We start from the raw sequence: 23190 nt of genomic DNA, 5'->3' as shown, positions 1-23190 counted from the left end.
TTTGACAGCGGCCTGTCCGTTCGGAAGGGAGGCTATTTGCGGTAGCCGAGCGAGGTCAGCTCTTCCTCCGTTTTCGCCGCCATCTTGTCGAGGCCCTCGTCCGGGCCGATCTTGCCGGTCAGGATGTCGAAGAAAATCGGGGCGGTTGCTTCGCGCACCTGGGCGTGGAACGGATAGGGCGGCGCGCCGGCGAAGAGCTTGCCCTGATCTTTCAGCATCGTATAGAAGCCGCCAAGCTTGATATCCATGGCCTTGATCTTGGGGTCGTCGAAGGTCGCGGTATTGGTAACGCGCGGCGCGGCGACGGCCCAGTCCGGCTGCACCTCGTTCTGGCCGATGAATTGCAGGAACAGAAGGGCGGCCTCCTGGTTCTTGGAGGTGACAGGCAGGCCGAAGGCACCGCCGTCATAATAGCCGACATAGCCCTTGCCCGCTTCTGCCGCCTCGAGCACGCCCGGCTTAAGCGGCGGCAGGGCGAAGCCCACCTTGCCCGTGACTTTCGACTGCGAGGAATCGGTCGCGATCCAGGCCGCGTTCTCGCCATAGACCAGGCCCTGCGCCACCCGGCCGGCGGCAAAGGTCGTGGCGACTTCCGTCCACGTGGATTGCGAGGATTCCGGCGGTGCGATATCGCGCAGATGCAGCCACCATTTCAGCGCGGCCTTCGCCTTGTCGCTGTTCATCTGACCGCCATGCTCGACGGTCGCGGCATAGTCCTTCTGTGCATCTATGCCCCAGTTGTAGACGCCAAAGGTCGGCGCGACGGACTCGAAGAATTCGTACCAGGAGGCCGGATGGCCCGTATGGGCCTGCGCCGTCGAGCCCCACAGCTGCATGTTGTGATCCTTGCCCCACTGGGTAAAGAAGTCGGCGATTTCCGTATATTGCTCGTGGGTCGTCGCGGGCTTCAGATCATGGCCCGTCTTCTGCTTGAAAGCCGCCTGGATTTCCGGATCTTCAAACAGGTCCTTGCGATAGAGATAGGTCTTGAGGAAGGCCTCCATCGGAACGCCGTAAAGATCTCCGTTCGCGTCCTTGAAGTAGTTGGAGAAGCTGGTGAAATTGGCGGCATCGTAGGTCGGCGCCTTCAGATCCGGCTGATCCTTCAGTGCCTTGGTGATATCGGTCAGGAAGTTTCGCGCCATGTAGGAATAGACGATGTCCTGCTCGATATAGACGACGTCATAGATGCCGGTGCCGGCTTCCATATCCTTGATCGCCTTATCGTACATCTGATCCCAGGACGTCGTTTCGATTTCGACCTTGATGCCCGTTTTCTTCTCGAATTCGGGTGCCAGCACATCCTTGATGAAGTTGGAAGGGGGCGTGGACTCGGTCACTCCATGCAGCGTCACGCCCTTGAATTTCGCTCCGGCGTCGGACCAGAAGTCTGCCCAGGCCGGCGAAGCGCCGCCGGCAAGGCTGAGCGTCAGCGCGATGGCGCTGGCTTTCATAGCGTATCTCATTTCAATCCTCCCAGATGACAGCGAGATCATTCGCCGAGGGATTCTTAGCTCGAAATTCCATTGTTTGCAATATTTGTTGTTTTAACATGCAAATTATGAAGCTATCCCATTGTTTTGGTTGTCGATAACGGTCAGCGGAGAGGTGCGAGAATATATAACCTGTCATAAAATGCTGCAATGCAAAGCTATTTTCGCAATAGCAAAGTTCGCTTTTCTGAAATTATTTGTTGCTTTGCCATACTAAGTAACTTAATTCTGGATAAAACTTGGATTAGAAATCACGAGGTTATGACGATGCGACGCTTGGGAATCCATTCATTTGTATGGACGGGCGGCCAAACCCAGGAGGGGCTTGAAATGGCCCTGCGAAAGACGGCAGAGCATGGTTACGGAACCATCGAGTTCGCCTATCTTCGCCCGGAAAAATTCAACCTGGACCGGCTCGCAAGGCTCGCGCAGTCGCTTGATGTAGAGATCGGCGTGACGATGGGGTTGCCGCTCGACAGGGACGTGTCGAGCGAGGATCCTTCGGTCGTTGCGGATGGCGAGCGGATGCTGGCCGACGCGGTGCACGCGGTCAGAGACATCGGCGGCAACAAGCTGGGCGGGATCCTTTATTCGGCGCATACCAAGTACAATCGCCAGCCGACAAGGAAGGGCTGGGACAACAGCGTTGCCGCCATTGCGGCGACGGCCGAAGTGGCGGGGCAGGCGAAAGTCGATCTCGTCCTCGAAATCGTGAATCGGTTTGAGACCAATCTGCTGAATACGGCCGCGCAAGGGCTGAAATTCATCTCCGAGACCGGCTCCGATCATGTTCGCCTCCATCTCGATACCTTCCACATGAACATCGAGGAGGCCAATCCCGCTGCGGCGATCCGACTGGCCGGCGACAAGATTGGTTACTTTCACATCGGCGAAAGCAATCGAGGCTATCTCGGTGACGGTGTCATCGACTTCGACCTCATTTTCGACGCTCTCCTCGATATCGACTACAAGCGAGACATCGTGTTCGAGAGCTTTTCGACTGCCGTCGTCGATGAGGGGCTGTCGCTCGCCTGCGCGATCTGGCGCGATACATGGACCGACAATGATCCTCTTGCCGCCCATGCGAAGCGTTACATCGAGCTCAAATATGACGAGGCCAGGCGCCGGCGTGCCACAAGCGCTCGCCCCTGATAATCCTTCGTGTGACCCACTCCGGCCGTGTAAGTTGGCGCGGGTCGATTTGAAGGGATTGGAACATGAACGACACCGTCTCCATCGGAAGCTCGCCGCGTAGAATTCGCCAGAGCAATCTCGTCGCGGCCCTGCAGGCGATCTACAGCCATCGCGGCATGAGCCGCGCGGATCTAGCGCGAAAGCTCGGCATGAACCGCTCATCCTCGGGTGAGATCGTTGCCGAGTTGACGGAGGGCGGGTTTGTTCATGAGCTGGAGGCAGGCAGCAGGCGCGGCGAGCAATCGCGCGCGGGACGGCCGGGGATCATGCTGGAGCTCATCCCCGATGCCGCGTTTTTCGTCGGCATCGAGATCGGCGTGGAGCATATATCTGCCGTCGTCATTGATCTTGCCGCCGAAGTCAGGGTTTGCCGCAAGGTTGCCTTCGACACGCTGTCTTCGACGGTCGAGCGGGCTGTCGAACATGGCGTGGCACTGATCGTCGGCGACATGACAAAGGAGATGATGGCGCGGTGCAGGGGGCTGGGCATCTCGACGCCGGCTCATATCCGGCCCGACGGCTCGGTCAGCCTTGCGCCAATTCTCGGGTGGCGGGATGTCCCGTTGAAGGAAATCTGCCGGTCCGCATTTCCGGTCGAGGTTCCGATCGCGGTAGAGAACGATGCGAATGCCTTTGCGATAGGGGACAGCTATCGCAGCCGCATCGCCGGCGTGACGCTCTTCCTGCTCATGGAGACCGGCGTCGGCGGCGGGATCGTCATCGACGGCAAGCTGTTTCGCGGCGGCCATGGCCTGGCCGGCGAGATCGGCCACACTCTCGTCTCCGGAAGCGGCGGGCAGAAATTCGAACAGCTGATCGGGCGCGAGGTACTGATCAGGCAGTATCGCGAGGCGGTCGGACGGAATGGCGCAGACCTGCAGGACTTTTTGGTCGGCGTTCGCGACCGTGTTCCGGCCGCCGTCAACATTGCGGAGACATGGTCGCGTCATCTGGCATATGCGCTGTTGCAGGCCTGTCGGCTGATCGACCCCGGAAGGATCGTGCTCGGTGGCTCCGTGGCATCTCTCTATCCGATGGTTGCCGCCCGCGTGGCGGTCCATATGTCCGAGGGCCAGAATATCCCCTTTCCCAATCCCGAAATCGTCGTTGACGAAGACGCGGAGTTCGGGTCCGCATTCGGAGCGGCATGCATGCTTCATCAGCGCTTCCTTTCGCTGGAAAACGAGGAGTTCAGCGGTGACGACGGCATGCAGCAGCGCGCGGCGGTTTGACAGCAACAGGTATCGAAAGCATGACTGCGATGACTTCAGCACTGGCTCCTGACCAGCTCGGCCCGACGATATGCGTCGGCGAAATTCTCGTGGAAATCGTCGCCACGACCGTCGGCGATGGGTTCGTCGAAGCTCAGCCGCTGATCGGGCCTTTCGCCAGCGGCGCGCCGGCGATTTTCATTTCCCAATGCGGGCGGCTTGGCGGCAGCGCAGCCATGATCGGCGCTGTCGGTGCCGACGATTTCGGCCGGGTGAATATCGAGAGGCTGAAGCGCGATGGCGTCGATATCTCGGCGATATCCATCGAGCCGGATTACCCGACGGGCAGCGCCTTCGTTCGTTACCGCAAGAACGGCTCCCGCGACTTCGTCTACAACATCGCCAAGTCCGCCGCCGCGCGTTTCGGCTGGAGCGAAGGTGTCCGCGATCTCGTCGCTCGCGGTGGTCATCTGCATGTCATGGGCTCGGCGCTGTCGGTCCCGAGCGCATGCGAGGTGATCGACAAGGCCGTCGATATCGTCAAGGCTCGCGGCGGTACGCTCTCGGTCGATCCGAACATCCGCAAGGAACTCAAGCTCGACGAGGACACCGAACAGCGCTTTGCCAAGCTCGTCGCTGCCGCTGATCTGCTGCTGCCATCCGGAGAGGAATTGGAGCGGGCAGCTGGTGTCGAGGGCGAAGCGAATGCGATACGCCGCCTGTTCGACATCGGGGTCAAGGAGATCGTGCTGAAGCGGGGAGCGGAGGGCGCGACTTATTTCAATAGCCAAGGCGAGCGCATCGATGCTCCCGCCTTTATCGTCAAGGAAATCGATCCGACCGGCGCCGGCGATTGCTTCGGCGGCGCCTATCTCACCTGCCGCCGCCTGGGCATGCCGGCAGGAGATGCCCTGACCTATGCGGCGGCAGCCGGCGCTCGCAATGTCACCGTCGTCGGCCCGATGGAAGGTGCAGGCACCCGCGAGGAGCTTGATGCGTTCATCGCCGCGACCGAGAGGCGCTCCTGATGCAGATCCATCTCAACCAACTGGCGAGGCTGAGAGCCGAAGGCCGGCCGAAGGGCATCACCTCGGTCTGCTCGGCGCACCCGCTTGTGCTCAGGGCGGCACTCCGGCACGGACGCCTGCATTCGAGTGCCGTGCTGATTGAGGCGACCTGCAACCAAGTCAATCACCTGGGCGGCTATACCGGCATGACGCCGGGCGATTTCGCTTCCCTTGTCCGGCGCATCGCCAAGGAAGAAGGCTGCCCGGAACAGCTCATCGTTCTGGGTGGAGATCATCTCGGCCCAAATCCTTGGCGGGATCGTCAGGCTGAAGACGCCATGGCCGAGGCGGAGAAAATGGTCGCCGCCTATGTCGATGCCGGGTTTCGAAAAATCCACCTCGACGCCTCGATGGGCTGCAGTGGCGAGCCCGCGGCGCTCGACGACGAAACCACGGCCCATCGCGCAGCACGCCTTGCTGGTGTGGCTGAAGCTTCGGCAAGGAGGAGCGGCGGTGCCATGCCGGTCTATGTGATCGGCACGGAGGTCCCGCCGCCGGGCGGCGCCGATCATGCGCTAACGGCCATCAAGCCGACGGCTGCCTCGGCGGCCCGCAGGACGATCGACGTCCATCGTCGCGTGTTTGGGCAAGCTGGTCTGCACGAGGCGTTCGGACGCGCCATCGGACTGGTCGTCCAGCCGGGCGTCGAATTCGGCAATCACAATGTTATTGTCTACGACCGCAGCAAGATAGCCGAGCTGAAGTCCGTGCTGGCGGATGAACCCCAATTCGTTTTCGAAGCCCACTCGACCGACTATCAGGGCGCGATGCCGTTGACGGCTCTCGTGGAGGATGGGTTCCCCATCCTGAAGGTCGGTCCCGAACTGACTTTCGTGCTGCGTGAGGCCCTTTACGGACTGGATCTGATCGCTTCCGATCTCGTGCCCGATTATGGCGAGAGGCCGCTCCATGCCGCCATGGAAGCATTGATGCTGGCTCATCCGAAAAACTGGAGCCAGCATTATCACGGAACGGAAGGCGAAAAGCGCTGGCTGCGGCATTATTCGTTGTCCGACCGCATCCGCTACTACTGGGCTTCGGCGGAGGCTCAGTCTGCTGTCGAGAGATTATGTAATGCCCTACGGGGGCGAACCATACCGCTGCCGCTGTTCTGGCAGCATATGCCTGCCGCTCAGCATTTTGCCGATGCGCCGCTGGACCCCGAGGAGGTCCTGATCTGGCGGGTCACCCGCAGCCTGGCGGAGTATCACGCGGCCTGCGATGCACGGAAACGTTAGAAGTTTAACTGAAGGAGGAGAGAATGGACGAATTGAAGGGAAAAGTAGCTGCGGTCACCGGCGCAGCATCCGGGATCGGATTGGCATCCACGGAAGCCATGATCGCGGCCGGGGCGACGGTCGTTCTCGTCGATCGTGACGAGAAGGCGCTGGGATCGGTTTGCGAGCGCCTGGGAGAGAGGGCGATCCCGCTCGCCATCGACCTCTTGGATACCGAACAATGCGCCTCGCTGCTGGACGGCATCCTCGCCAAGGTCGGCCATCTCGACATCCTGCATGCCAATGCCGGCACCTATATCGGCGGCGACCTGGTGGAGGCCAATCTCGACGCCATCGACCGGATGCTCAACCTGAACGTCAATGTCGTCATCAAGAACGTCCGGACCGTGGCGCCGCATATGATTGAGCGGGGAACCGGCGACATCATCGTCACCAGCTCGGTCGCGGGTCATTCCCCTGTGCCTTGGGAGCCCGTCTATTCGCCATCGAAATGGGCGATGACATGCTTCGTGCAGACCATGCGGCGTCAGCTTCTGAAGAGTGGAATCCGCGTCGGCTCGGTTTCTCCAGGCCCCGTCATCAGCGCCTTGCTCGCCGACTGGCCGGAAGAAAACCTGCGCAAGGCCAAGGAGGCCGGCGCGCTGATCGAACCCAAGGAAGTGGCCGACGCGATCATGTTCATGCTGACGCGTCCGCGCAACGTGACGATCCGCGACGTCGTGGTCCTGCCGAGCGCTTTCGACATCTGAGGAGCCGAACCATGAGCTATCAGAAAAAGTTTCGCCTTGACGGCGAGCGTGCGGTCGTCACCGGCGGTGGCCGTGCGATCGGCCTTTGCTGCGTGGAGGCGCTGGCCGAGGCCGGAGCGTCCGTTATCGTCATCGAGCGTGGTGAGGCCGATGCTCGCGAGGCGCTCGCCCTGCGGCAGAAGGGCTACGACATCGACCTGCGGATCGGTGATGTCACCGACTCCGCGCGCATGGAGGCGATCGCGACCGAGCTTGCCGATGGCGGCCGCGCCGCGACGATCCTGGTGAACAATGCCGGGATCGGCCAGAGCGGCATCCCCTCGCAGGACGTCTCCGATGCCGATTGGCTGCGCATGATGGATGTCAACGTCAACGGCGTGTTCTGGTGCTCGCGCTCCTTCGGCCGTCACATGGTCGCAATGAAGCGCGGAGCCATCGTCAATCTCGGCTCGATGTCCGGAACCATCTGCAACCGACCGCAGCCGCAGACGCCGTATAATGTGTCCAAGGCGGCGGTGCATCACCTTACGCGCTCGATGGCGGCCGAATGGGCTGAGCACGGTGTAAGGGTGAATGCGGTTGCCCCGACCTATATCGAGACACCGATGGTCATGGCGGTCGAGGCGAATCGCGATCGCATTCCGATCTGGCTCGCCGACACGCCGATGGGTCGGATGGGCACGCCCGAGGAAGTCGCCAGCGCGGTCCTCTTCCTCGCATCGGGCGCCGCAAGCCTCATGACAGGCGCCATCGTCAATGTCGATGCGGGCTTTACCTGCTGGTAGGCGTTCCTCTTGATGGAAGAAGAGCGGCTGCGTTGATGATGCGCCAGTCTCGTCTGCGGACGAGGTTGGCGTGTTTCACGCGCGCTCAGGCCCAATCCATCCCATTGTTTTTACCCAAACTCCGGCAGGAAAGCCGCTGAACGCTTGTCCGGGAATACTTTAGTCCCGCGCAGAGACGATGCTTCGCGGATGTGAACCGAAAGCCCTGAATTCGTCATAGTGTCGATCTCGGCGACGATGACGATGCAACCGTATGGGCATTGTCACAATCAAGTTTACGCAACCTTGAAGTCGCAAATGATCTGGCTATTCTACCAGATTAGGTAGTACGCTTTCTGCATTGAAATACCGTCTTGGGTTCTCGGCCGCCCTCGGGCAGCTGTGTCGCCCGCAAGGAAACGATAAGCAGGTAGTTTTCATGTTCCTAGAAGCAGCTCTTTCCAGCTTGATCAAAATCGGAACGCTCACGGTCATTTTTCCGGATGGTTCCACGCGCAATTTCGGTACGGGATCGGAACCGCGCGCAACGATGAAAATAAAAACCGCCCGCGCAAAGCGCCGCCTCTTCTTCAATCCTGCCCTAGCGCTCGGCGAGGCCTATATGGATGGCGAAGTCGAGCCGGGCGACGGCGATCTCTTTCAAATGATGGACTTGCTCGTCCTGAATATGGAGGGCGGCGGCACCCACCCCTTCAGCAAGCTCATGGACAAGGTTCGCTGGCTGCGCCGACATCTCGATCAGTTGAATTTCGCCGGACGCTCGAAGCGCAACGTTGCCCATCACTACGATCTCGATGCGCGCCTCTATTCGCTGATGCTGGATGAGGATCGGCAGTATTCCTGCGCCTATTTCCCGGTCGGCGACGAGACGCTCGAAGAGGCGCAACTCAAGAAGAAGCGGCATATTGCATCGAAGCTTATGCTCGATCGCCCAGGCCTCGAAGTTCTGGATATCGGCTGCGGCTGGGGCGGCATGGCGCTTTATCTGGCCAAGGAATTCGGAGCGCGGGTCACGGGCCTCACTCTTTCGGAAGAGCAGCTGCTCGCCGCGAAAGCGCGCGCGAAGGATGCCGGTCTCGAGCATATGGTGACGTTCGAACTGCTGGACTACCGGTCCTGGACGCGTCCCGTCGATCGCATCGTCTCCGTCGGCATGTTCGAGCATGTCGGCATCAATCACTACCGGACGTTCTTCGACAAGATCCGCGCCGTGCTCAAGGAGGATGGCGTTGCGCTGATCCATGCGATCGGCCGGTCCGACGGGCCAGGCAGCACGAATCCCTGGATCGCAAAATATATTTTCCCCGGCGGTTATTCGCCGGCGGTCTCCGAAGTCCTGTCCGTGGTCGAGAAGACCGGGCTCTGGACGACCGACATCGAGGTCCTGCGTCTCCATTATGCCAAGACCCTCGAGCAATGGCGGGAGCGCTTCATGAAGAACAGGAGCACCCTGGCCAAGCTCTATGATGAACGATTCTGTCGGATGTTCGAATTCTATCTGATCGGATCGGAGCTTGCCTTCCTCCGCATGGGTCACATGAACTGGCAATTGCAGCTGACGAAGCATGTCTCTGCTCTGCCGCTGGCCCGTGACTACATGGTCGATATCGAGCGGGCGCGGACAGCTATAGCAGAGCAGGGGAAGGCGCAGCCGATCGAAGCCGCGAGCGCGCGGGCCAGACGGGATCTGACCGCGCATGACGAGCGTAAGCCGCGTCAGCAAAATCAATCCGGTACGGAGTCTTCCCGGAACCTCTGAAGACCGTTTTCGATATGGCGCTGGCGTTACCGTATCGTGCGGATTGACGCCAGCCGCCGTCGGCGATGCTTGCCATCATGGATCGCAATTGGCTATGGGGTTATCGCCATAAGATGATGAGACATGTTTCCCCTTCAGCTTTCATTGCCTGAAAGGGCGGCACCAATTTGCGGGGATTATCAGGACCGAAATGCGCTCAACCAAGAACGAAAAGGCTCTCTCACGACGGGCTTTCATACTCGGATCCATTTCCGCGACCGCATCGCTGGCCGGTTGTGCCACGACGGCACCGGTTCCGACGCCAATCGCCGCTCCGGCTCGCATGCCGCCCCTCGTTCCCCTCGCTTCGCAAGCCGAGAGCACCATCGCACCGGATCCGGAACTGGAAGCTCGCTATGCCTCTCTGGTTGATGGCGGCCATGTCATTCCGGCGATCCCTTATCAAAAGCTCGATCCCAAATTTTATCGGCAGCGCGTTCCTGATCCGACCGGGGAGCCGGCCGGCACGGTGGTCGTGGATACCGCGTCGAGATTCCTCTATGTCGTGGAACGCGGCGGCACCGCCATGCGATATGGCGTCGGCATCGGCCGCGACGGCTTCGCCTGGGAAGGCGAGGGGATCATTCATTGGCGCCAGCATTGGCCGCGCTGGAAACCGCCGGGCGACATGATCGCCCGCAAGCCGGAACTTGCGAAATATTCGGTGGCCAATGGCGGCATGGACCCGGGTATCAAAAATCCTCTGGGTGCGCGCGCTCTTTATATCTTCCAGAACGGCAAGGATACGCTCTATCGCCTGCATGGCTCGCCGGAATGGCGCTCAATCGGCAAGGCAGCATCATCAGGCTGCGTTCGCCTGGTCAATCAGGATGTCATAGACCTTTACGAGCGCATTCCCTATCACGCGCGCATTGTGGTTCATCAGTCTCCGCTGCAAGGCAAAGGGGTTTCCGCCTGAGCGAGCAGCTTCCTCGGTAGGGGAGCCGCTTCTTCTGCTCCATGGAACGTCGCCGGTTGTCAGGGCAGGCGGCTGCGCTGTTGGGTCTGACGCTGGGCTTCCTGGGCGGCCTTGAGCTGCGCCTTCGTGTACATCAGCGCATGTTCGGCGAGATCGCGTCCGTCGTCCCAGAGGTTGCGCCAGATGCCGAGAATACCTTCGAGCGGCTGGCCGACGACGCGGGAGGAGAAGGATTCGAAGGTGATCGGCCCCTTGTAGCCCGAGCGGACAAGGGCGCGGAAGACGCCGGTAAGATCGATCGTGCCCGAGCCCATATAGCCGCGATGGGAATCGCCGGTGTGGAAGTAGCCGAGATGATCGCCGGTTTCGAGAATGGCGGCCTGAATATCGGATTCCTCGATGTTCATATGGTAGACGTCCAGGTGCACTTTGACATTCGGCATGCCGATGCGCTTGCACATTTCCACGCCTTGGGCGGCCGTGTTGAGGACATTGGATTCGTAGCGGTTGACCACTTCCAGCACGAGCGTGATGTTGCTTTTTGCCGCAGTCTCGGCCACCTGACGCAGAATGTCGACCGATTGCGCGACGCCCGCGGCTGTTGTCGGCTCGGTGTATTTGCCGAAGGCCGAATGCAGGATGCCGCCGATATATTCGCCGCCGCAATCGCGGCAGACGGCGATCGCCTGTTCCAGCTTTTCCTTGCCGCGCCGACCCTTTTCCTTGTCGCCGCTTGAAATGTCGCTGTCGAAATCGAGGCCGAGCGAGAAATTGATGCCGATGCCGCTCTTTTCCAGCTGGCGACGGGTGAATTCAGGATCGATCAGGCTGGGATCGAGCGCCGGCGCCTCGATGAAATCGTAGCCGACCTCGGCGCTCTTTGCGATTGCGCGGGCGCATTCGTCGCGGCTCCAGCCAGCCTCCCAGACCAGCGCGTGAACTCCCAGCTTGTTCATGATCGTCCTCCCGGTTTCGTGGATGCAAAAGAAATTGCTGCAATGCACAAGACATGAATCGTTTTATACTTGAAGGCGTTCACGTTGACACCGCGCATATACAGGTTTAGCTTACAATAAAACGTTTCACCAGAATTTTCGAGACATCAATCGGAGATTGTTAGTGGAGGAGGGCAAGGTGTCGAAATCGCGAACTCCCTCCATCAAGATGGTGGCCGAGAGGGCGGGCGTCTCGGTGGCGACCGTCTCGAATGTTCTGAACGGCAAGCCGACGGTCTCGCCCGATTTTGCCCGGCGCGTGAATGAGGCGGTGCGCGAACTCGGCTACGTTGTCGATCTCGGCGCCTCGCGGTTGCGCTCGCGCAAGGCGCAGCTTGTCGGCGTCGTCGTGCCTGATCTTACCAATCCGATGTTTGCCTCTTTCGTCTCGACGCTCGAGCATCTGGCGCGCCTCGACGACTATGATCTGGTCGTGGTGTCTGCGCGCAACGACACCGAGGAAGAGGCCGATCGCCTGCGTAAGATCCGCGCCTGGCGCCCGGCCGGTCTGATCGTCATTCCCTGCGACGGCGCTTTTGCCGAACGGCTGCCGAACGGCTTTTTCGCGCCGGTCGTCCTTGCCGACCGCATACCGGATGCGGCCGGCTTCGATCTCATTGCGGTCGATAATGGTCCGGCCGCCGGCGCGATCGCCGCCCATCTCGATGAGCGGGGCTATCGTGATTGCATGGTCGTCGGCAGCAGCCTTTCGATCAGCAATGTGCGCGAACGCTGGGAGGGTGTACAGGCGGCAGTCAGGCACATGCATGTCGAAGTGCTGGAAATCGGCATAGATGATGCCAATGGCGCGCAGCGTCTCGAAGAGCGGCTTCGCCGTCGCCCGTTGCCGGACGCGCTGTTTTCGCTCGATCACGGCACGACGCTCCTGACCTATCGCGCCATGGCGGAGATCGGGCTTTCCGTGCCCGGCGACCTCGCCTTTGCGAGCTTCGACGATATGGAATGGATGCAGCTGGTCGCGCCCGGCATTACGGCCGTGCGCCAGCCCATCGAGGAGATGGCCGAACAGGCCTGGGCGCTGCTGTTGCGGCGCATGACCGGCTCTGCCGGAAAACCGGTTACACGGCGCCTGCGCTGTGCCGTCGAGATCCGTGGTTCGACGCCGCGGAGCCCGCTTGAGGAGGCGGGTGAGATGAAACTGGGAGGACAAAAATGGAAATTACAAGACGAACCATACTCACCGGAATAGGCGGAGCTGTCGTCGCCGGTACGCTCGGCGCAACGATCGGAGTTGCCCAGGCGGCCGAGCCGCAGGTCGGCGTCGTGGTCAAGATCGGCGGCATTCCCTGGTTCAATGCCATGGAAGTCGGCATCAAGAAGGCGGCACCGGAATTCAAGGCGAATGCCTGGATGGTCGGGCCGACGCAAGCCGATGCCGCGCAGCAAGTGCGCGCCATCGAGGATCTGATCGCCCGCAAGGTCGCCGTCATCGGCATCGTGCCGAATGATTCCGCCGCGCTCGATCCCGTTCTCGGCCGTGCGCGGGCTGCCGGCATCAAGGTGCTGGCCCATGAAGGCCCGAGCCAGAAGGAAGCGGATTGGGACTTCGAGCTGACGACCATCGAGGGCTATGGGCAGGCCCATATGGACCTGCTTGCCAAGCAGATGGGCGAGGAAGGCAAGTATATCGTCTATGTCGGCTCGCTGACTGTACCGCTGCATAATGCCTGGGCCGACGCGGCGATTGCCTATCAGAAGCAGAAATATCCGAAGATGCAGATGCTCGGCGATCGCTTCGGCGTGGCCGAGAGCCTGGATGAAAGCCTCAAGACCACGCAGGATCAGCTGCGCGCCCACCCGGATCTCAAGGGTATCCTGACATTCGGCTCGCAGGGGCCGATCGGCGCGGCGCGTGTTCTCGACGATCGCGAAAAGGCGAAGTCGATCGTGCTGGTCGGCGGCTTCTCGCCGGGGCAAGGCGTCAAATACGTGAAGTCTGGCACGATCCGCGGCGGCTTCATCTGGAATCCGATGACGGCAGGCGAAATCTTCGTCCAGCTCGCTTCCCTGTTGGCCGCCGGCAAGGAGCCGACCGACAATATGGAGCTGACCGGCGTCGGCAAGGTTCGCGTCTATCCGGACAAGAAGCTCATCCAGGCCCAGAAGCTGGAGTCGCTCGATAAGGAAAATATCGACCGGCTCGTGGCGCTCGGCCTTTAAGCGTTCCTCCCGAGGGCCGGCGGTTGGCGCAAATGCCGCCGCCGGCCGCCCCATCTCAATCGGAGTGGATCGATGAGCGATGATATTCCGTTTCTGCGATTGACCGGGCTGTCCAAGCGGTTCGGCGGCGTGCGCGCATTGGAGGAGGTCGACTGGGACGTGCGGCCGGGCGAGATTCATTGCCTTGTCGGTGAAAACGGCTGCGGCAAGTCGACACTCATCAAGACGGTGGCCGGCGTGCATCCGCCTACGGCAGGCATGATCGAGATCGAGGGCAAGCCGGTTCTGCCGCTGGATCCAGCCGGTGCCAAGGCTTTGGGAATCCAGGTGATCTTTCAAGACCTATCCCTCTTTCCCAACCTGTCCGTTGTCGAAAACATCGCCGTCGAGAGCCATCTCGACCGGCTCGTGAAAGTGGTCAACTGGAAACAGATGCGCGAAAAGGCCAGCGCCGTGCTGGCAAGGCTCGGCTTTGCGCTCGACCTCGATCTCGTGGTGTCCGATCTCTCCGTGGCCGAGCGTCAGATCGTTGCCATTGCGCGCGGCTTGGCAGCCGAGGCGCGGCTGATCTTCATGGACGAGCCGACAGCGTCGCTGACGCGCGCGGAAGTCGACCGTCTGCTGGGGATCGTCGGACGGCTCAAGGCCGACGGCATTGCTGTCGTCTTCGTCTCCCACCGGCTTGATGAGGTGGTCGAGATCGCCGAACGCGTCACCGTGATGCGCGACGGCCGCAAAGTCGGCACCTGGCCTGCCGATCAGATGAGCGAGAAGAAGATTGCACATCTGATGACCGGGCTCGATATCGATCATACGATCGTCGCCCGCGATATGGGCGAGGCTCAGCCGGTTCTCGAGGTCAGCGGCCTGTCGCGCCGCGGCGAGTTCGCCGATATCGATTTCACCCTGCATCGTGGAGAGGTGCTCGGCATCTCCGGATTGCTGGGATCGGGCCGCACCGAGCTGGCTCTAACGCTGTTCGGCATGCATCGCGCCGAAAGCGGCAGCATCTGCCTGGAGGGCAGGGAGCTCACACTCCGCTCCAATCGCGATGCGGTGCGTGCCGGCATCGCCTATGTCTCCGAGGATCGCCTGAGCCTCGGCGTCATTCTGCAACAGTCGATCGGCGACAACATCATGCTTGCCGTCATGCGGGGCATGACAAACCGGCTGGGGCTTATTCCCGACAAGACGCGCAGGCAGCTTGCCGAAGATTGGGTAAAACGGCTCGCCATCAAGGTCCCCTCCGCCGATCGTGCCGTGCAGACGCTTTCCGGCGGCAATCAGCAGCGGGTCGTTTTGGCGAAATGGCTGGCCACGCGGCCGAAGGTTCTGATCCTCGATTCCCCGACCGTCGGCGTCGATATCAAGAACAAGCAGGGCATTTACGACGTGGTGGCTGATCTCGCCCGCCAGGGCGTCGCCATCATCCTCATCTCCGACGAAGTGTCCGAGTTGTTTGCCACTTGCGATCGCATTCTGCACATGCGTGCCGGCCGCATCGTCGGCGAGGCGGTGCCCGGGAACGTCAGCGAGGCCGACATGAAGGAGCGTATTTATGCATGAGCATAGCCAGACGGCCGGATCATCCTTCGTCGCGCAATTGAAGCGCCGCCCCGAAACATGGCTGCTGGCCGTCATCGCCCTGGTCGTGCTTGTTTTCTCGCTGACGGCGCGAGACTTCCTGACGCTCGCCAATATCATCGACCTGCTTGAAACCTATTCCGTGCAGGCAATCATGGCGATGGGTCTTTTCGTCGTGCTGGTTTCGGGCGGCATCGACATATCCTTTGCCGCCACTGCCTCCGTGGCGCAATATTGCGCGGCACTGCTGGCGACGCAGTTCGGATTTTCGGCGCCCGCCGTCATTGTCTGTGGCCTGGCGATCGGCGTCGGCCTCGGCTGCCTGAATGCGCTGCTGGTCCACTATGTGCGCATTACATCGATCATTGCCACGATCGCCATGATGAGCGTCAGCTTCTCATTGCTCATGTATTTCTCCGGCGGCAAATCGATCTACACCTTGCCGGATTGGTGGACGAACCGCATCGTCTTCTGGCGCATGGAGACGGCGTCGGGCGATATCGTCCGCGTGACGCTGCCGATCGTCGCCATGGTTGTCGTGACGCTGTTCACCTGGGCGTGGATGAAGAGGTCTTCCGTCGGGCGTCAGCTCTATGCCATGGGCGGCAATGGCGAGGCGGCGCGGCGCATCGGCATGAATATCGGCCGCTTGCAATTCGTCGCCTACGGCTATCTCGGACTGCTGGCGGCGATCGCCGGCCTGCTGCAGGCGCACCGGGTCGGCGAAAGCGTGCCCAATGCCATGTACAATACCGAACTTGCGGTGTTGTCCGCCGCGGTGCTCGGCGGCGCCAGCCTGACGGGCGGCATCGGCACCGTGCCCGGTGTGCTGCTCGGCATCGTGCTGCTGGCCGTCCTCCAGAATGGGCTCAACCTGCTCGGCGTCTCCTCCTATTTCTTCCAGATCGTCATCGGCATCACCATTCTGGTCTCGACCTCGATCACCGTGATCAGCTCGCGTCCGGGCCGCCGCCACCGCATCATCGCAGGAGCGCCGTCTAATGGCTGAACCTCCAGTTCTCTATAACATCAACAGCGGCCTTGCCGACCTGATGGCGCGTATGCGGGCGGGCATTCCTGGCGCCCATACCGGCCTCGTCGTCCTGCTGATCCTTCTGGTCGCCGCCTTTTCCCTGTTCATTCCGAACTTCGCTTCGCTCGGCACGCTGCAATCCTTCATGTACCAGCTGCCGCTGCTCGGCCTTCTGTCTCTGGCGATGATGGCGCCGCTGATAACGGGCGGCCTCAATCTGGCGATCATCGCGACGACGAACCAGTGCGCGCTGCTAATGGCCTTCACCATGCAGAGCCTGATCACGCCTGACAGCGGCACCGGGACGGCAGTTGCCGTGATCGCTCTGGCGCTTGTTGCAGGTCTCGCACTCTGCCTGCTCATAGGCTTCGTTACCGGTCTGCTCATCGCCTATACCGGCGTCCACCCGATCCTGATCACGCTCGGCACGAAATCGCTGATCGACGGCATCAGCATCTATCTGACACGCGGCATGGCACTGTCAGGCATACCGGACGGCTTCAGCCGCATCGGCACGACCACTATTATCGGCGTGCCGATGATCTTCCTGCTGCTGATCGTCGTCGCCGTCATCGTCAGCCTCATATTGCGGCGTACAGCCTTCGGCGTCGCCTGCGCCATGATCGGCTCCAATATCGAGGCGGCGCGCTATTCGGCGATCGACACGCGCCGGGTGCTGGTCGGCGTCTACGTCATGTCGAGCGTGATTTGCTTCTTCGCCGCGCTGGTCATGCTGGCGACGTTCAATTCGGCAAGCGCGGATTATGCGCAATCCTATCTGCTGGTGACGATCCTTGCGGCCGTGCTCGGCGGCGTCGATCCATTCGGCGGCTTCGGCACGGCCGGGGGCCTGATGCTGGCGCTCGCGATCCTGCAGGTCATCTCCTCAGGCTTCAACCAGTTCGGCCTCAGCAATTATCTGACGGTCGCGATCTGGGGCGGCATTCTCATCTTCGTCGCCATGGTTCAGACGGCACGGCCCTATCTCATGGGGCTGCTGCCAGCACGTTTTCTTGGTCCGAAATGAGCATCGTCGCGGTTTTCGACATCGGCAAGACGAATGTGAAGCTGTCGGTGGCACGCGATGACGGCTGCGTGCTGGAAACGCTGTCGACGCCGAACAGGGTCAAGGAGGCGCCGCCTTACCGCCATCACGACCTTGATGAGCTGGAAGCCTGGCTCATCGATAGCCTGGCCGCATTGGGCAAACGGCACGATATCGGCGCGATCGTCACCTGCGCGCACGGCTCCGGCGGCGTGCTGGTCGATCGGCGGGGCGCGGCAATGCCGATGATCGACTACGAGCAGCCCATACCCGCCGATGTCGACGCACGCTACAGGGCGATCGTCGGCCCCTATCGCGAAAGGGCGAGCGCCATCATGTTGGGCGCGGCGCATCTCGCGCGGCAAATGCTCTGGCAGGAAATGCACTGGCCGGAGATATTCGCGGCTGCCAGCGCCTATCTCGCCACTCCGCAATATTGGGCTTTTCGTCTCTCCGGGGTCTTGGCAAGCGAGGTCACGAGCCTGGCGGCGCAGTCGCATCTTTGGGCCTCGGCAGATGGGCGGCCGGCCACGCTCGTTGCAAGCCGCGGCTGGCAGCGCCTGATGCCGCCGATGCGGCGGGCCTGGGAAACGCTTGGGGCCTTGAAGCCGGAGCTTGCCAGGCGCTGCGGCCTGAAGGCAACGACGCGCATCCTGTGCGGCGTGCACGACTCTTCGGCGAATTTCTACCGTTACCAGGCGGCCGATCTCTCAGATTTCATAGTGATTTCGACGGGCACGTGGATCGTCGCGCTCACGGATCGCCTCGGCGTTGATTTCGATATCGAGCTGCCCGGTCATTCCTGCAATGCCGATGTGTTCGGCAATCCGATGCCCGGCATGCTGACCATGGGCGGGCGTGAATTTTCCGCCGTCGCCGCAGAGGCTTCCGGCCCAGCCTCGTTGCAGGCACTACGGAGGATCGTTGCCTCGGGCACCTTTGCGCTGCCGACCTTCGGCTCGGATGACGGGCTTTTTCCCGGCACGGCGCACCACGGCCGCCTAGAGGGTCCGCTTGCAGAGGAAGGAGACGTCCGCTTCACGCTCGCCGTGCTCTATTCGGTCCTGCTGACGGCAGACTGCATCCGGGATCTGCCTGCGGCGGGAACAGTGGTGCTTGATGGCAATTTTGTCGTTGATCCTCTTTATGGCGCCGCCGTTGCGGCGCTCTTGCCCGACCGGCGGGTGCTTGTGAGCCGCAGCACGACCGGCACGGCGACCGGCGCTGCCATGCTCGCCGCCCATGAAAAGCGCGTTTTGCCTGCGGCGCTCGCCGCCGAGGCGCCGGATATTTCCGACTTTCCTGAACTTTCATCCTATCAGCGCCGCTGGCAGGCGCTGATCAAGACCATGGAGCACATATCGTGACGACTTACGACGACAACGCCCAGCGCGAGGAAATGGTAGAGATCTGCCGCCGGATGAACGCATCCGGCATCAACCAGGGAACGGCCGGCAACATGTCGGTGCGCAATCCCAAAGGCTTCCTGATCACGCCCACATCTCTTCCCTATGACGTGATGCAGCCGAAGGATCTTGTGCAGATGTACTTTGACGGCAGTTACGAGGGTGAACGCCGGCCGTCATCGGAATGGCGTTTCCATCGTGATATCCTTGCCTCCCGCCAGGACATTGACTGTATTCTCCATTGCCATTCGGTCTACGCGACCACACTTGCCGTGCACCACAAGACCATCCCGAGCTTCCACTATATGACCGGTGTCGCCGGAGGCACGACGATCCGTTGCGCGCGCTATGCTACCTTCGGCACCCAGGCGCTTTCGGATGCGGCCATCGAGGCGCTGCAGGACAGGCTCGCCTGCCTGCTTGGTCAGCATGGACAGATCTCGCTCGGTAAGACGCCGGCGGCCGCGCTTGCGCTCGCCATCGAAGTCGAAACCCTGTCGCGCCTTTACGTACAGGCGCTGACGCTCGGCGAGCCTCCCATTCTCGATGACGAGGAGATGGCGCGCGTCATCCAGCAGATGAAGAATATGAGCTATGGAATGGCGCCGGATTTGGGCGGCGTCAACGACACGGCGAAGCGGCGGCAATAACCCTCGGCCTGAGGTCCTCTTGATGCGGCGCCTTGACATGTGTGCGACTGGGTAGCACTTTAATACTTGAAGGAGATAGCCAGTGAGCGTCAAGTCGTCGATATCGTTGACCGATCAGCAGGATGCATTCGCCCGCTCGCTCGTCGAGACGGGACGCTATTCCAGCTTGAGCTCCGTCCTCCAGCAGGGCCTGGAGCTGCTTCGGCAAAAAACCGAGGCGGAGGTGGCAGAGACGGAGGCGCTCCGCACCCTCATCCAGCGCCGGGTCGATGGGCCGAAAATCTCTGTGACGGACATGGAAGAGCGGATCGAAAGCATGATCGAGCGGAAGCGGCGCGCTCTTCGTGTGGAATCTTGAATACTCGAGAGAGGCGGACCGCGATTTCGAGCTGATCTTCGATCATCTGTTCGCGGCCTATATGGACCTCGGGGATGCGCCCGAGGAAGCGCTCGAGCGCGCCGCCGACCGTATTCGCGAGCTTCGTCTGGCGATCGATCGGCTGGCCGAGACGCCTTACATCGGAACATTGCGATCGGATATCCATCCCGGCATTCGCTTCCTGCGGCGCGACAAGGCTGCCGTTTGGTTTCTGCCGATCGAAGAACGTCGGACGATCGTCGTCGCCACGATTTTCTTTGGCGGCCAGGATCATATCAGGCGAATGCTGGTGCGCTTGCTGGAAAGTTAGCGACCGGCGCCTCAATCATGTCCTGTCGCCGGCAACAACCGGCGCAACCCAGTACCACTTCCTAAATCTGCGTGTAATGTAGCTGCAATCTTTGGCTGTCAGTGGGGCAAAGGATGGCAAGCGCCGTTCTTTGGGGGAAAAACGTCATTGCGAATCTTGCTTCTTGAAGATGAGCCCGAAATGGCTCGAGCGCTGCTCGAGGCATTGAGGCGCCGCGATGTGCTCGCCGATCATGTCCGGACGATTGCCGATGCCGAGGCCATGGCCCGCGTGGGGACCTATGATGTCCTGGTTCTGGATCGTCGCCTGCCGGATGGCGAGGGCCTCGATCTTGTTGCGGCGCTTCGTCAACGCAAACATCCCGTGCCGATCCTTGTTCTGACCGCTCTCGGCACCGTCGACCATCGTGTGGACGGACTTGATAGTGGGGCCGACGACTATCTTGCCAAACCTTTCGCCATCGAGGAATTGCTCGCCCGCCTGCGCGCTCTGCAAAGACGCGGCCCCACGCTTTCCGACAGATATTTGAGCTTCGGCAATCTCAGTGTCGATCCGCGAAGCAATGAAATCTCCATTGCCGGGTCGCTTGTCGAGTTTCCCCGGCGCGAATATCTGGTGCTGGAGGCGCTGATGCGCCGTCCGAACCGTATCGTCACGAGGCCGAACCTCGTCGAGGCGGTTTATGCGTTAGAGGACGAAATCGGATCGAATGCATTGGACGCGCACATCTCGCGAATCCGAAAGAAGCTCCTGCTGGCCGAAGCCACGGTCGAGATAAGAGCCGTTCGAAACATTGGCTATCTCATCCGGACCAAGGCATGAGGTCAGAGCGCAGCCGGTCGTTGCGGTGGGGGCTGATAAAACGCCTCATCGTCTTGCAGGCTTTTATTCTCGTTCTCTTTTTCGTTCTTCTCGTCGGCTGGATCTGGATCATCAATCCGGAGCTGGAGGATGCCAACGAAGAAGCCGTCCGTGTCGTCGCGCAACAGGTTACAAGGGATGATGACGGGCAGCTGCAGGTGGCCGAGACACACGAGGTCGTCGAGCTGAAGCAGCGCTATCCGGAACTCTGGTTCACCGTCCGCGACGACAAGGGGTTCCTCCTTCAATATGGGGAGATACCGGCAGTCGCTCTCAAGGAAAGCTTTCCCCGGACGATCGACCGGGCCAGGGTGGAAGCCGGCAACGGCGCGCATGCCACGGTCGAGAACCGGGAGACTTCGGCCGGCAAGCTGCAGATCATGGCGGCGACGGAACGCGGCTTTGACAATGAGGGCCTCAATGTGTGGATCAATATGCGTGTCGAGGTCGCCAAGGGGCCGCATGGCGAAATCCATTGGTTGAGTGTACTGCCGGCTCTGGCATTCGTCATCTTCATCGGTGTGTTTCCCATACTGGCGCTCACGGGCATCGCAACGCTGCTCGTCACGCCGCGCGCCGTCGGCCGGTCGCTGAGCGGCCTCGTGGAAACGGCAACACAGGCGCAGGCGATCGATTTCGATACCCGCTCAGCCCGGCTCGAGCGTTCGAAGGTGCCGACCGAGATCATTCCGCTGGTGGACGCGTTCAACCACGCGCTTTCCAAGCTGGATGAAGGGTATAAGAGGCATAATCGCTTCCTCGCAGACGCCGCGCATGAGTTGAGAACGCCGATTGCGATTGCGCGGACGCGGGCCGATCTTCTCCCCGAGGCAGAGGTGAGCCATCAGCTTCGAGAGGATATCGACCGCCTCTCCCGCGTGGCGCATCAACTTCTGGAAATGCAGGCCATCGGTGCAGTCGAGCTGCGTGCGGAAAAGAAAGATCTAAACGTCTTGGTCGAGAACATCGCCGCCGATCTTGCGCCGATTGCGATGGATGCCGGCTATGATTTCGACTTCGAGCCGAGCCCCGAGGAAGCGGTGTTTGTGATCCAGACCTCGACGATCGAGATGGCGGTCGTCAACCTGATCCGAAATGCGATCGATCATGCGGGAGGAAAAGGGTCGATCATCGTTCGGGTCGGTGCCGCCGGCACGATCGATGTCTGCGACGAAGGTCCAGGCATACCGCTGGCGGAGCGCGATCGCGTCTTTGAGCCGTTTCGCCGCATCAATGCCAGTTCCTCCGGGGCTGGTCTGGGGCTGAATCTGGTCAAGAAGGCGGCCGAGATTCACGGTGGAAGAGTTTCATTCCTCGACACTTTCCGGGGCTTCTGCGTGCGCCTTGAGATCGGCTCCATCCCTCCCTCGGTCGTGGTGGCGGATAAGGGCTGGCGCGGAAAACGGTGAGGCTATGGCTCGGCCGTAACAACGGAAAATCCTGAAAGTGTTTTCATTTTCTCAGCGGTCCCGGCTTGGATATTCGATTTTCTGAAGCGGAGTTCCCTGCTAAGTTCAGATGGAAACATAACGGGATGAGGCATGTTGAAATTTTTGCTGTCAGCCTGGCTTTTCCTGACGGCTGTCTGCACCCCTTTCCTTGCCTTCGGCGATACAATGGATCTTCGATTACATAAGGCGGCCGCAGCGGGCGACGTCGCCGCCATCCGGGAACTGCTCGCCAGCAGTGCTGCCATCGAGACGCGGGACGCAAGCGGCGCGACGGCACTGCTTGTCGCGACGCATGGCAACAAGCTGGGGGCCGCGCGGGCGCTGATCGAGGCGGACGCCGACGTCAATGCCAAGGACGAGATTGAGGACAGCCCCTATCTTTATGCCGGCGCCCGCGGCCATCTTGAGATTCTCAAGCTCACGCTCGCCCATGGCGCGGACCTCAAAAGCATCAATCGTTATGGCGGCACGGCACTCATTCCCGCGTCCGAGCGCGGCCATGTCGAAACGGTCGATGCCTTGATCAAGGCCGGGGTCGATGTCGATCACGTCAACCGCCTCGGCTGGACGGCCCTGCTGGAAGCGATCATCCTCAGCGACGGCGGTCCGTCTCACATTCGGATCGTCGAACTGCTGATCGGTGCCGGCGCAAACGTCAATCTCGCCGACAATGACGGCGTGACGCCGCTTCAACATGCCCACAGCCGCGGCTACGACAAGATTGGGAAATTGCTAGAGAAAGCAGGGGCCAAGTAACGCGGCATTTCCGCTTGTAGCGCAATCCGCTATATGGCGGAGGCGTATGCCGCAGCCTCCGCGAAACCATGAGAATGAAGGGTCC

22 protein-coding genes are annotated in these 23190 nt (G+C 61.0%); 20 read left to right on the top strand and 2 right to left on the bottom strand.

Going from position 1 to position 23190, the window contains the following annotated elements; all coding sequences use genetic code 11:
• Window positions 1–32: 32 nt before the first annotated feature.
• Window positions 33–1466 (bottom strand): ABC transporter substrate-binding protein, encoded by a 1434-nt coding sequence (locus ACPYOP_RS10710; protein ID WP_481410363.1) that lies wholly within the window; start codon window positions 1464–1466, stop codon window positions 33–35.
• A 294-nt stretch (window positions 1467–1760) separates the two neighbouring features.
• On the opposite strand from ACPYOP_RS10710, the gene ACPYOP_RS10705 reads away from it, so the two are divergent.
• The 8 genes from ACPYOP_RS10705 (at window position 1761) to ACPYOP_RS10670 (ending at window position 10454) form a co-directional block, all read left to right on the top strand.
• Complete coding sequence (locus ACPYOP_RS10705; RefSeq protein ID WP_481410460.1) at window positions 1761–2645, top strand: sugar phosphate isomerase/epimerase family protein; 885 nt, start codon at window positions 1761–1763, stop codon at window positions 2643–2645.
• A gap of 65 nt (window positions 2646–2710) precedes the next feature.
• Complete coding sequence (locus tag ACPYOP_RS10700) at window positions 2711–3919, top strand: ROK family transcriptional regulator (protein WP_481410362.1); 1209 nt, start codon at window positions 2711–2713, stop codon at window positions 3917–3919.
• A gap of 29 nt (window positions 3920–3948) precedes the next feature.
• On the top strand, window positions 3949–4926 hold the full coding sequence (locus ACPYOP_RS10695) for a tagatose kinase (RefSeq protein ID WP_481410361.1): 978 nt from the start codon (window positions 3949–3951) through the stop codon (window positions 4924–4926).
• Window positions 4926–6203, top strand: coding sequence for a D-tagatose-bisphosphate aldolase, class II, non-catalytic subunit (locus tag ACPYOP_RS10690; RefSeq protein ID WP_481410360.1), 1278 nt, complete (start codon window positions 4926–4928; stop codon window positions 6201–6203). Before ACPYOP_RS10695 ends, ACPYOP_RS10690 begins: the two co-directional genes overlap by 1 nt.
• Window positions 6204–6226: 23 nt before the next feature.
• Window positions 6227–6952, top strand: a complete 726-nt coding sequence (locus ACPYOP_RS10685; RefSeq protein ID WP_481410359.1) for an SDR family oxidoreductase — start codon at window positions 6227–6229, stop codon at window positions 6950–6952.
• 11 nt (window positions 6953–6963) lie between these two features.
• Window positions 6964–7737, top strand: a complete 774-nt coding sequence (locus tag ACPYOP_RS10680; protein WP_481410358.1) for an SDR family NAD(P)-dependent oxidoreductase — start codon at window positions 6964–6966, stop codon at window positions 7735–7737.
• A 418-nt stretch (window positions 7738–8155) separates the two neighbouring features.
• Complete coding sequence (locus ACPYOP_RS10675; protein ID WP_481410357.1) at window positions 8156–9496, top strand: class I SAM-dependent methyltransferase; 1341 nt, start codon at window positions 8156–8158, stop codon at window positions 9494–9496.
• Window positions 9497–9686: 190 nt separating this feature from the next.
• Complete coding sequence (locus ACPYOP_RS10670) at window positions 9687–10454, top strand: L,D-transpeptidase (protein ID WP_481410356.1); 768 nt, start codon at window positions 9687–9689, stop codon at window positions 10452–10454.
• Window positions 10455–10513: 59 nt separating this feature from the next.
• On the opposite strand, the gene ACPYOP_RS10665 is transcribed toward ACPYOP_RS10670, so the two are convergent.
• Window positions 10514–11410 (bottom strand): sugar phosphate isomerase/epimerase family protein, encoded by an 897-nt coding sequence (locus ACPYOP_RS10665; protein WP_481410355.1) that lies wholly within the window; start codon window positions 11408–11410, stop codon window positions 10514–10516.
• 178 nt (window positions 11411–11588) lie between these two features.
• Here ACPYOP_RS10665 and ACPYOP_RS10660 point away from each other — a divergent pair, with 178 nt between their 5' ends.
• The 12 genes from ACPYOP_RS10660 to ACPYOP_RS10605 all read left to right on the top strand — a co-directional run bounded on the left by ACPYOP_RS10660 (window position 11589) and on the right by ACPYOP_RS10605 (window position 23105).
• On the top strand, window positions 11589–12659 hold the full coding sequence (locus ACPYOP_RS10660) for a LacI family DNA-binding transcriptional regulator (protein WP_481410354.1): 1071 nt from the start codon (window positions 11589–11591) through the stop codon (window positions 12657–12659).
• Window positions 12623–13630 (top strand): substrate-binding domain-containing protein, encoded by a 1008-nt coding sequence (locus ACPYOP_RS10655; RefSeq protein ID WP_481410353.1) that lies wholly within the window; start codon window positions 12623–12625, stop codon window positions 13628–13630. Before ACPYOP_RS10660 ends, ACPYOP_RS10655 begins: the two co-directional genes overlap by 37 nt.
• Window positions 13631–13702: 72 nt before the next feature.
• Window positions 13703–15196 (top strand): sugar ABC transporter ATP-binding protein, encoded by a 1494-nt coding sequence (locus tag ACPYOP_RS10650; RefSeq protein WP_481410352.1) that lies wholly within the window; start codon window positions 13703–13705, stop codon window positions 15194–15196.
• A complete protein-coding gene (locus ACPYOP_RS10645) occupies window positions 15189–16223 on the top strand; it encodes an ABC transporter permease (RefSeq protein WP_481410351.1) in 1035 nt (344 codons plus the stop codon). Before ACPYOP_RS10650 ends, ACPYOP_RS10645 begins: the two co-directional genes overlap by 8 nt.
• Complete coding sequence (locus ACPYOP_RS10640) at window positions 16216–17274, top strand: ABC transporter permease (protein ID WP_481410350.1); 1059 nt, start codon at window positions 16216–16218, stop codon at window positions 17272–17274. The genes ACPYOP_RS10645 and ACPYOP_RS10640 overlap by 8 nt, the downstream gene beginning before the upstream one ends.
• Window positions 17271–18659 (top strand): FGGY-family carbohydrate kinase, encoded by a 1389-nt coding sequence (locus ACPYOP_RS10635; protein ID WP_481410349.1) that lies wholly within the window; start codon window positions 17271–17273, stop codon window positions 18657–18659. Before ACPYOP_RS10640 ends, ACPYOP_RS10635 begins: the two co-directional genes overlap by 4 nt.
• A gap of 32 nt (window positions 18660–18691) precedes the next feature.
• Window positions 18692–19348: a class II aldolase/adducin family protein gene (locus ACPYOP_RS10630; RefSeq protein WP_481410459.1), complete on the top strand. Its 657-nt coding sequence runs from the start codon at window positions 18692–18694 to the stop codon at window positions 19346–19348.
• An 82-nt stretch (window positions 19349–19430) separates the two neighbouring features.
• A complete protein-coding gene (locus tag ACPYOP_RS10625) occupies window positions 19431–19706 on the top strand; it encodes a type II toxin-antitoxin system ParD family antitoxin (protein ID WP_481410348.1) in 276 nt (91 codons plus the stop codon).
• Window positions 19693–20037, top strand: coding sequence for a type II toxin-antitoxin system RelE/ParE family toxin (locus ACPYOP_RS10620; protein WP_481410347.1), 345 nt, complete (start codon window positions 19693–19695; stop codon window positions 20035–20037). The genes ACPYOP_RS10625 and ACPYOP_RS10620 overlap by 14 nt, the downstream gene beginning before the upstream one ends.
• Window positions 20038–20184: 147 nt before the next feature.
• Complete coding sequence (locus tag ACPYOP_RS10615) at window positions 20185–20859, top strand: response regulator transcription factor (protein ID WP_481410346.1); 675 nt, start codon at window positions 20185–20187, stop codon at window positions 20857–20859.
• A complete protein-coding gene (locus tag ACPYOP_RS10610; protein ID WP_481410345.1) occupies window positions 20856–22307 on the top strand; it encodes a sensor histidine kinase in 1452 nt (483 codons plus the stop codon). Before ACPYOP_RS10615 ends, ACPYOP_RS10610 begins: the two co-directional genes overlap by 4 nt.
• 207 nt (window positions 22308–22514) lie before the next feature.
• On the top strand, window positions 22515–23105 hold the full coding sequence (locus ACPYOP_RS10605) for an ankyrin repeat domain-containing protein (RefSeq protein WP_481410458.1): 591 nt from the start codon (window positions 22515–22517) through the stop codon (window positions 23103–23105).
• Window positions 23106–23190 lie beyond the last annotated feature (85 nt).

It is taken from the genome of Rhizobium sp. KNZ2-6A (genome assembly GCF_056755475.1).
The sequence above is the reverse complement of the archived record's forward strand: the minus strand, read 5'-3'. Positions and strand labels throughout refer to the sequence as shown.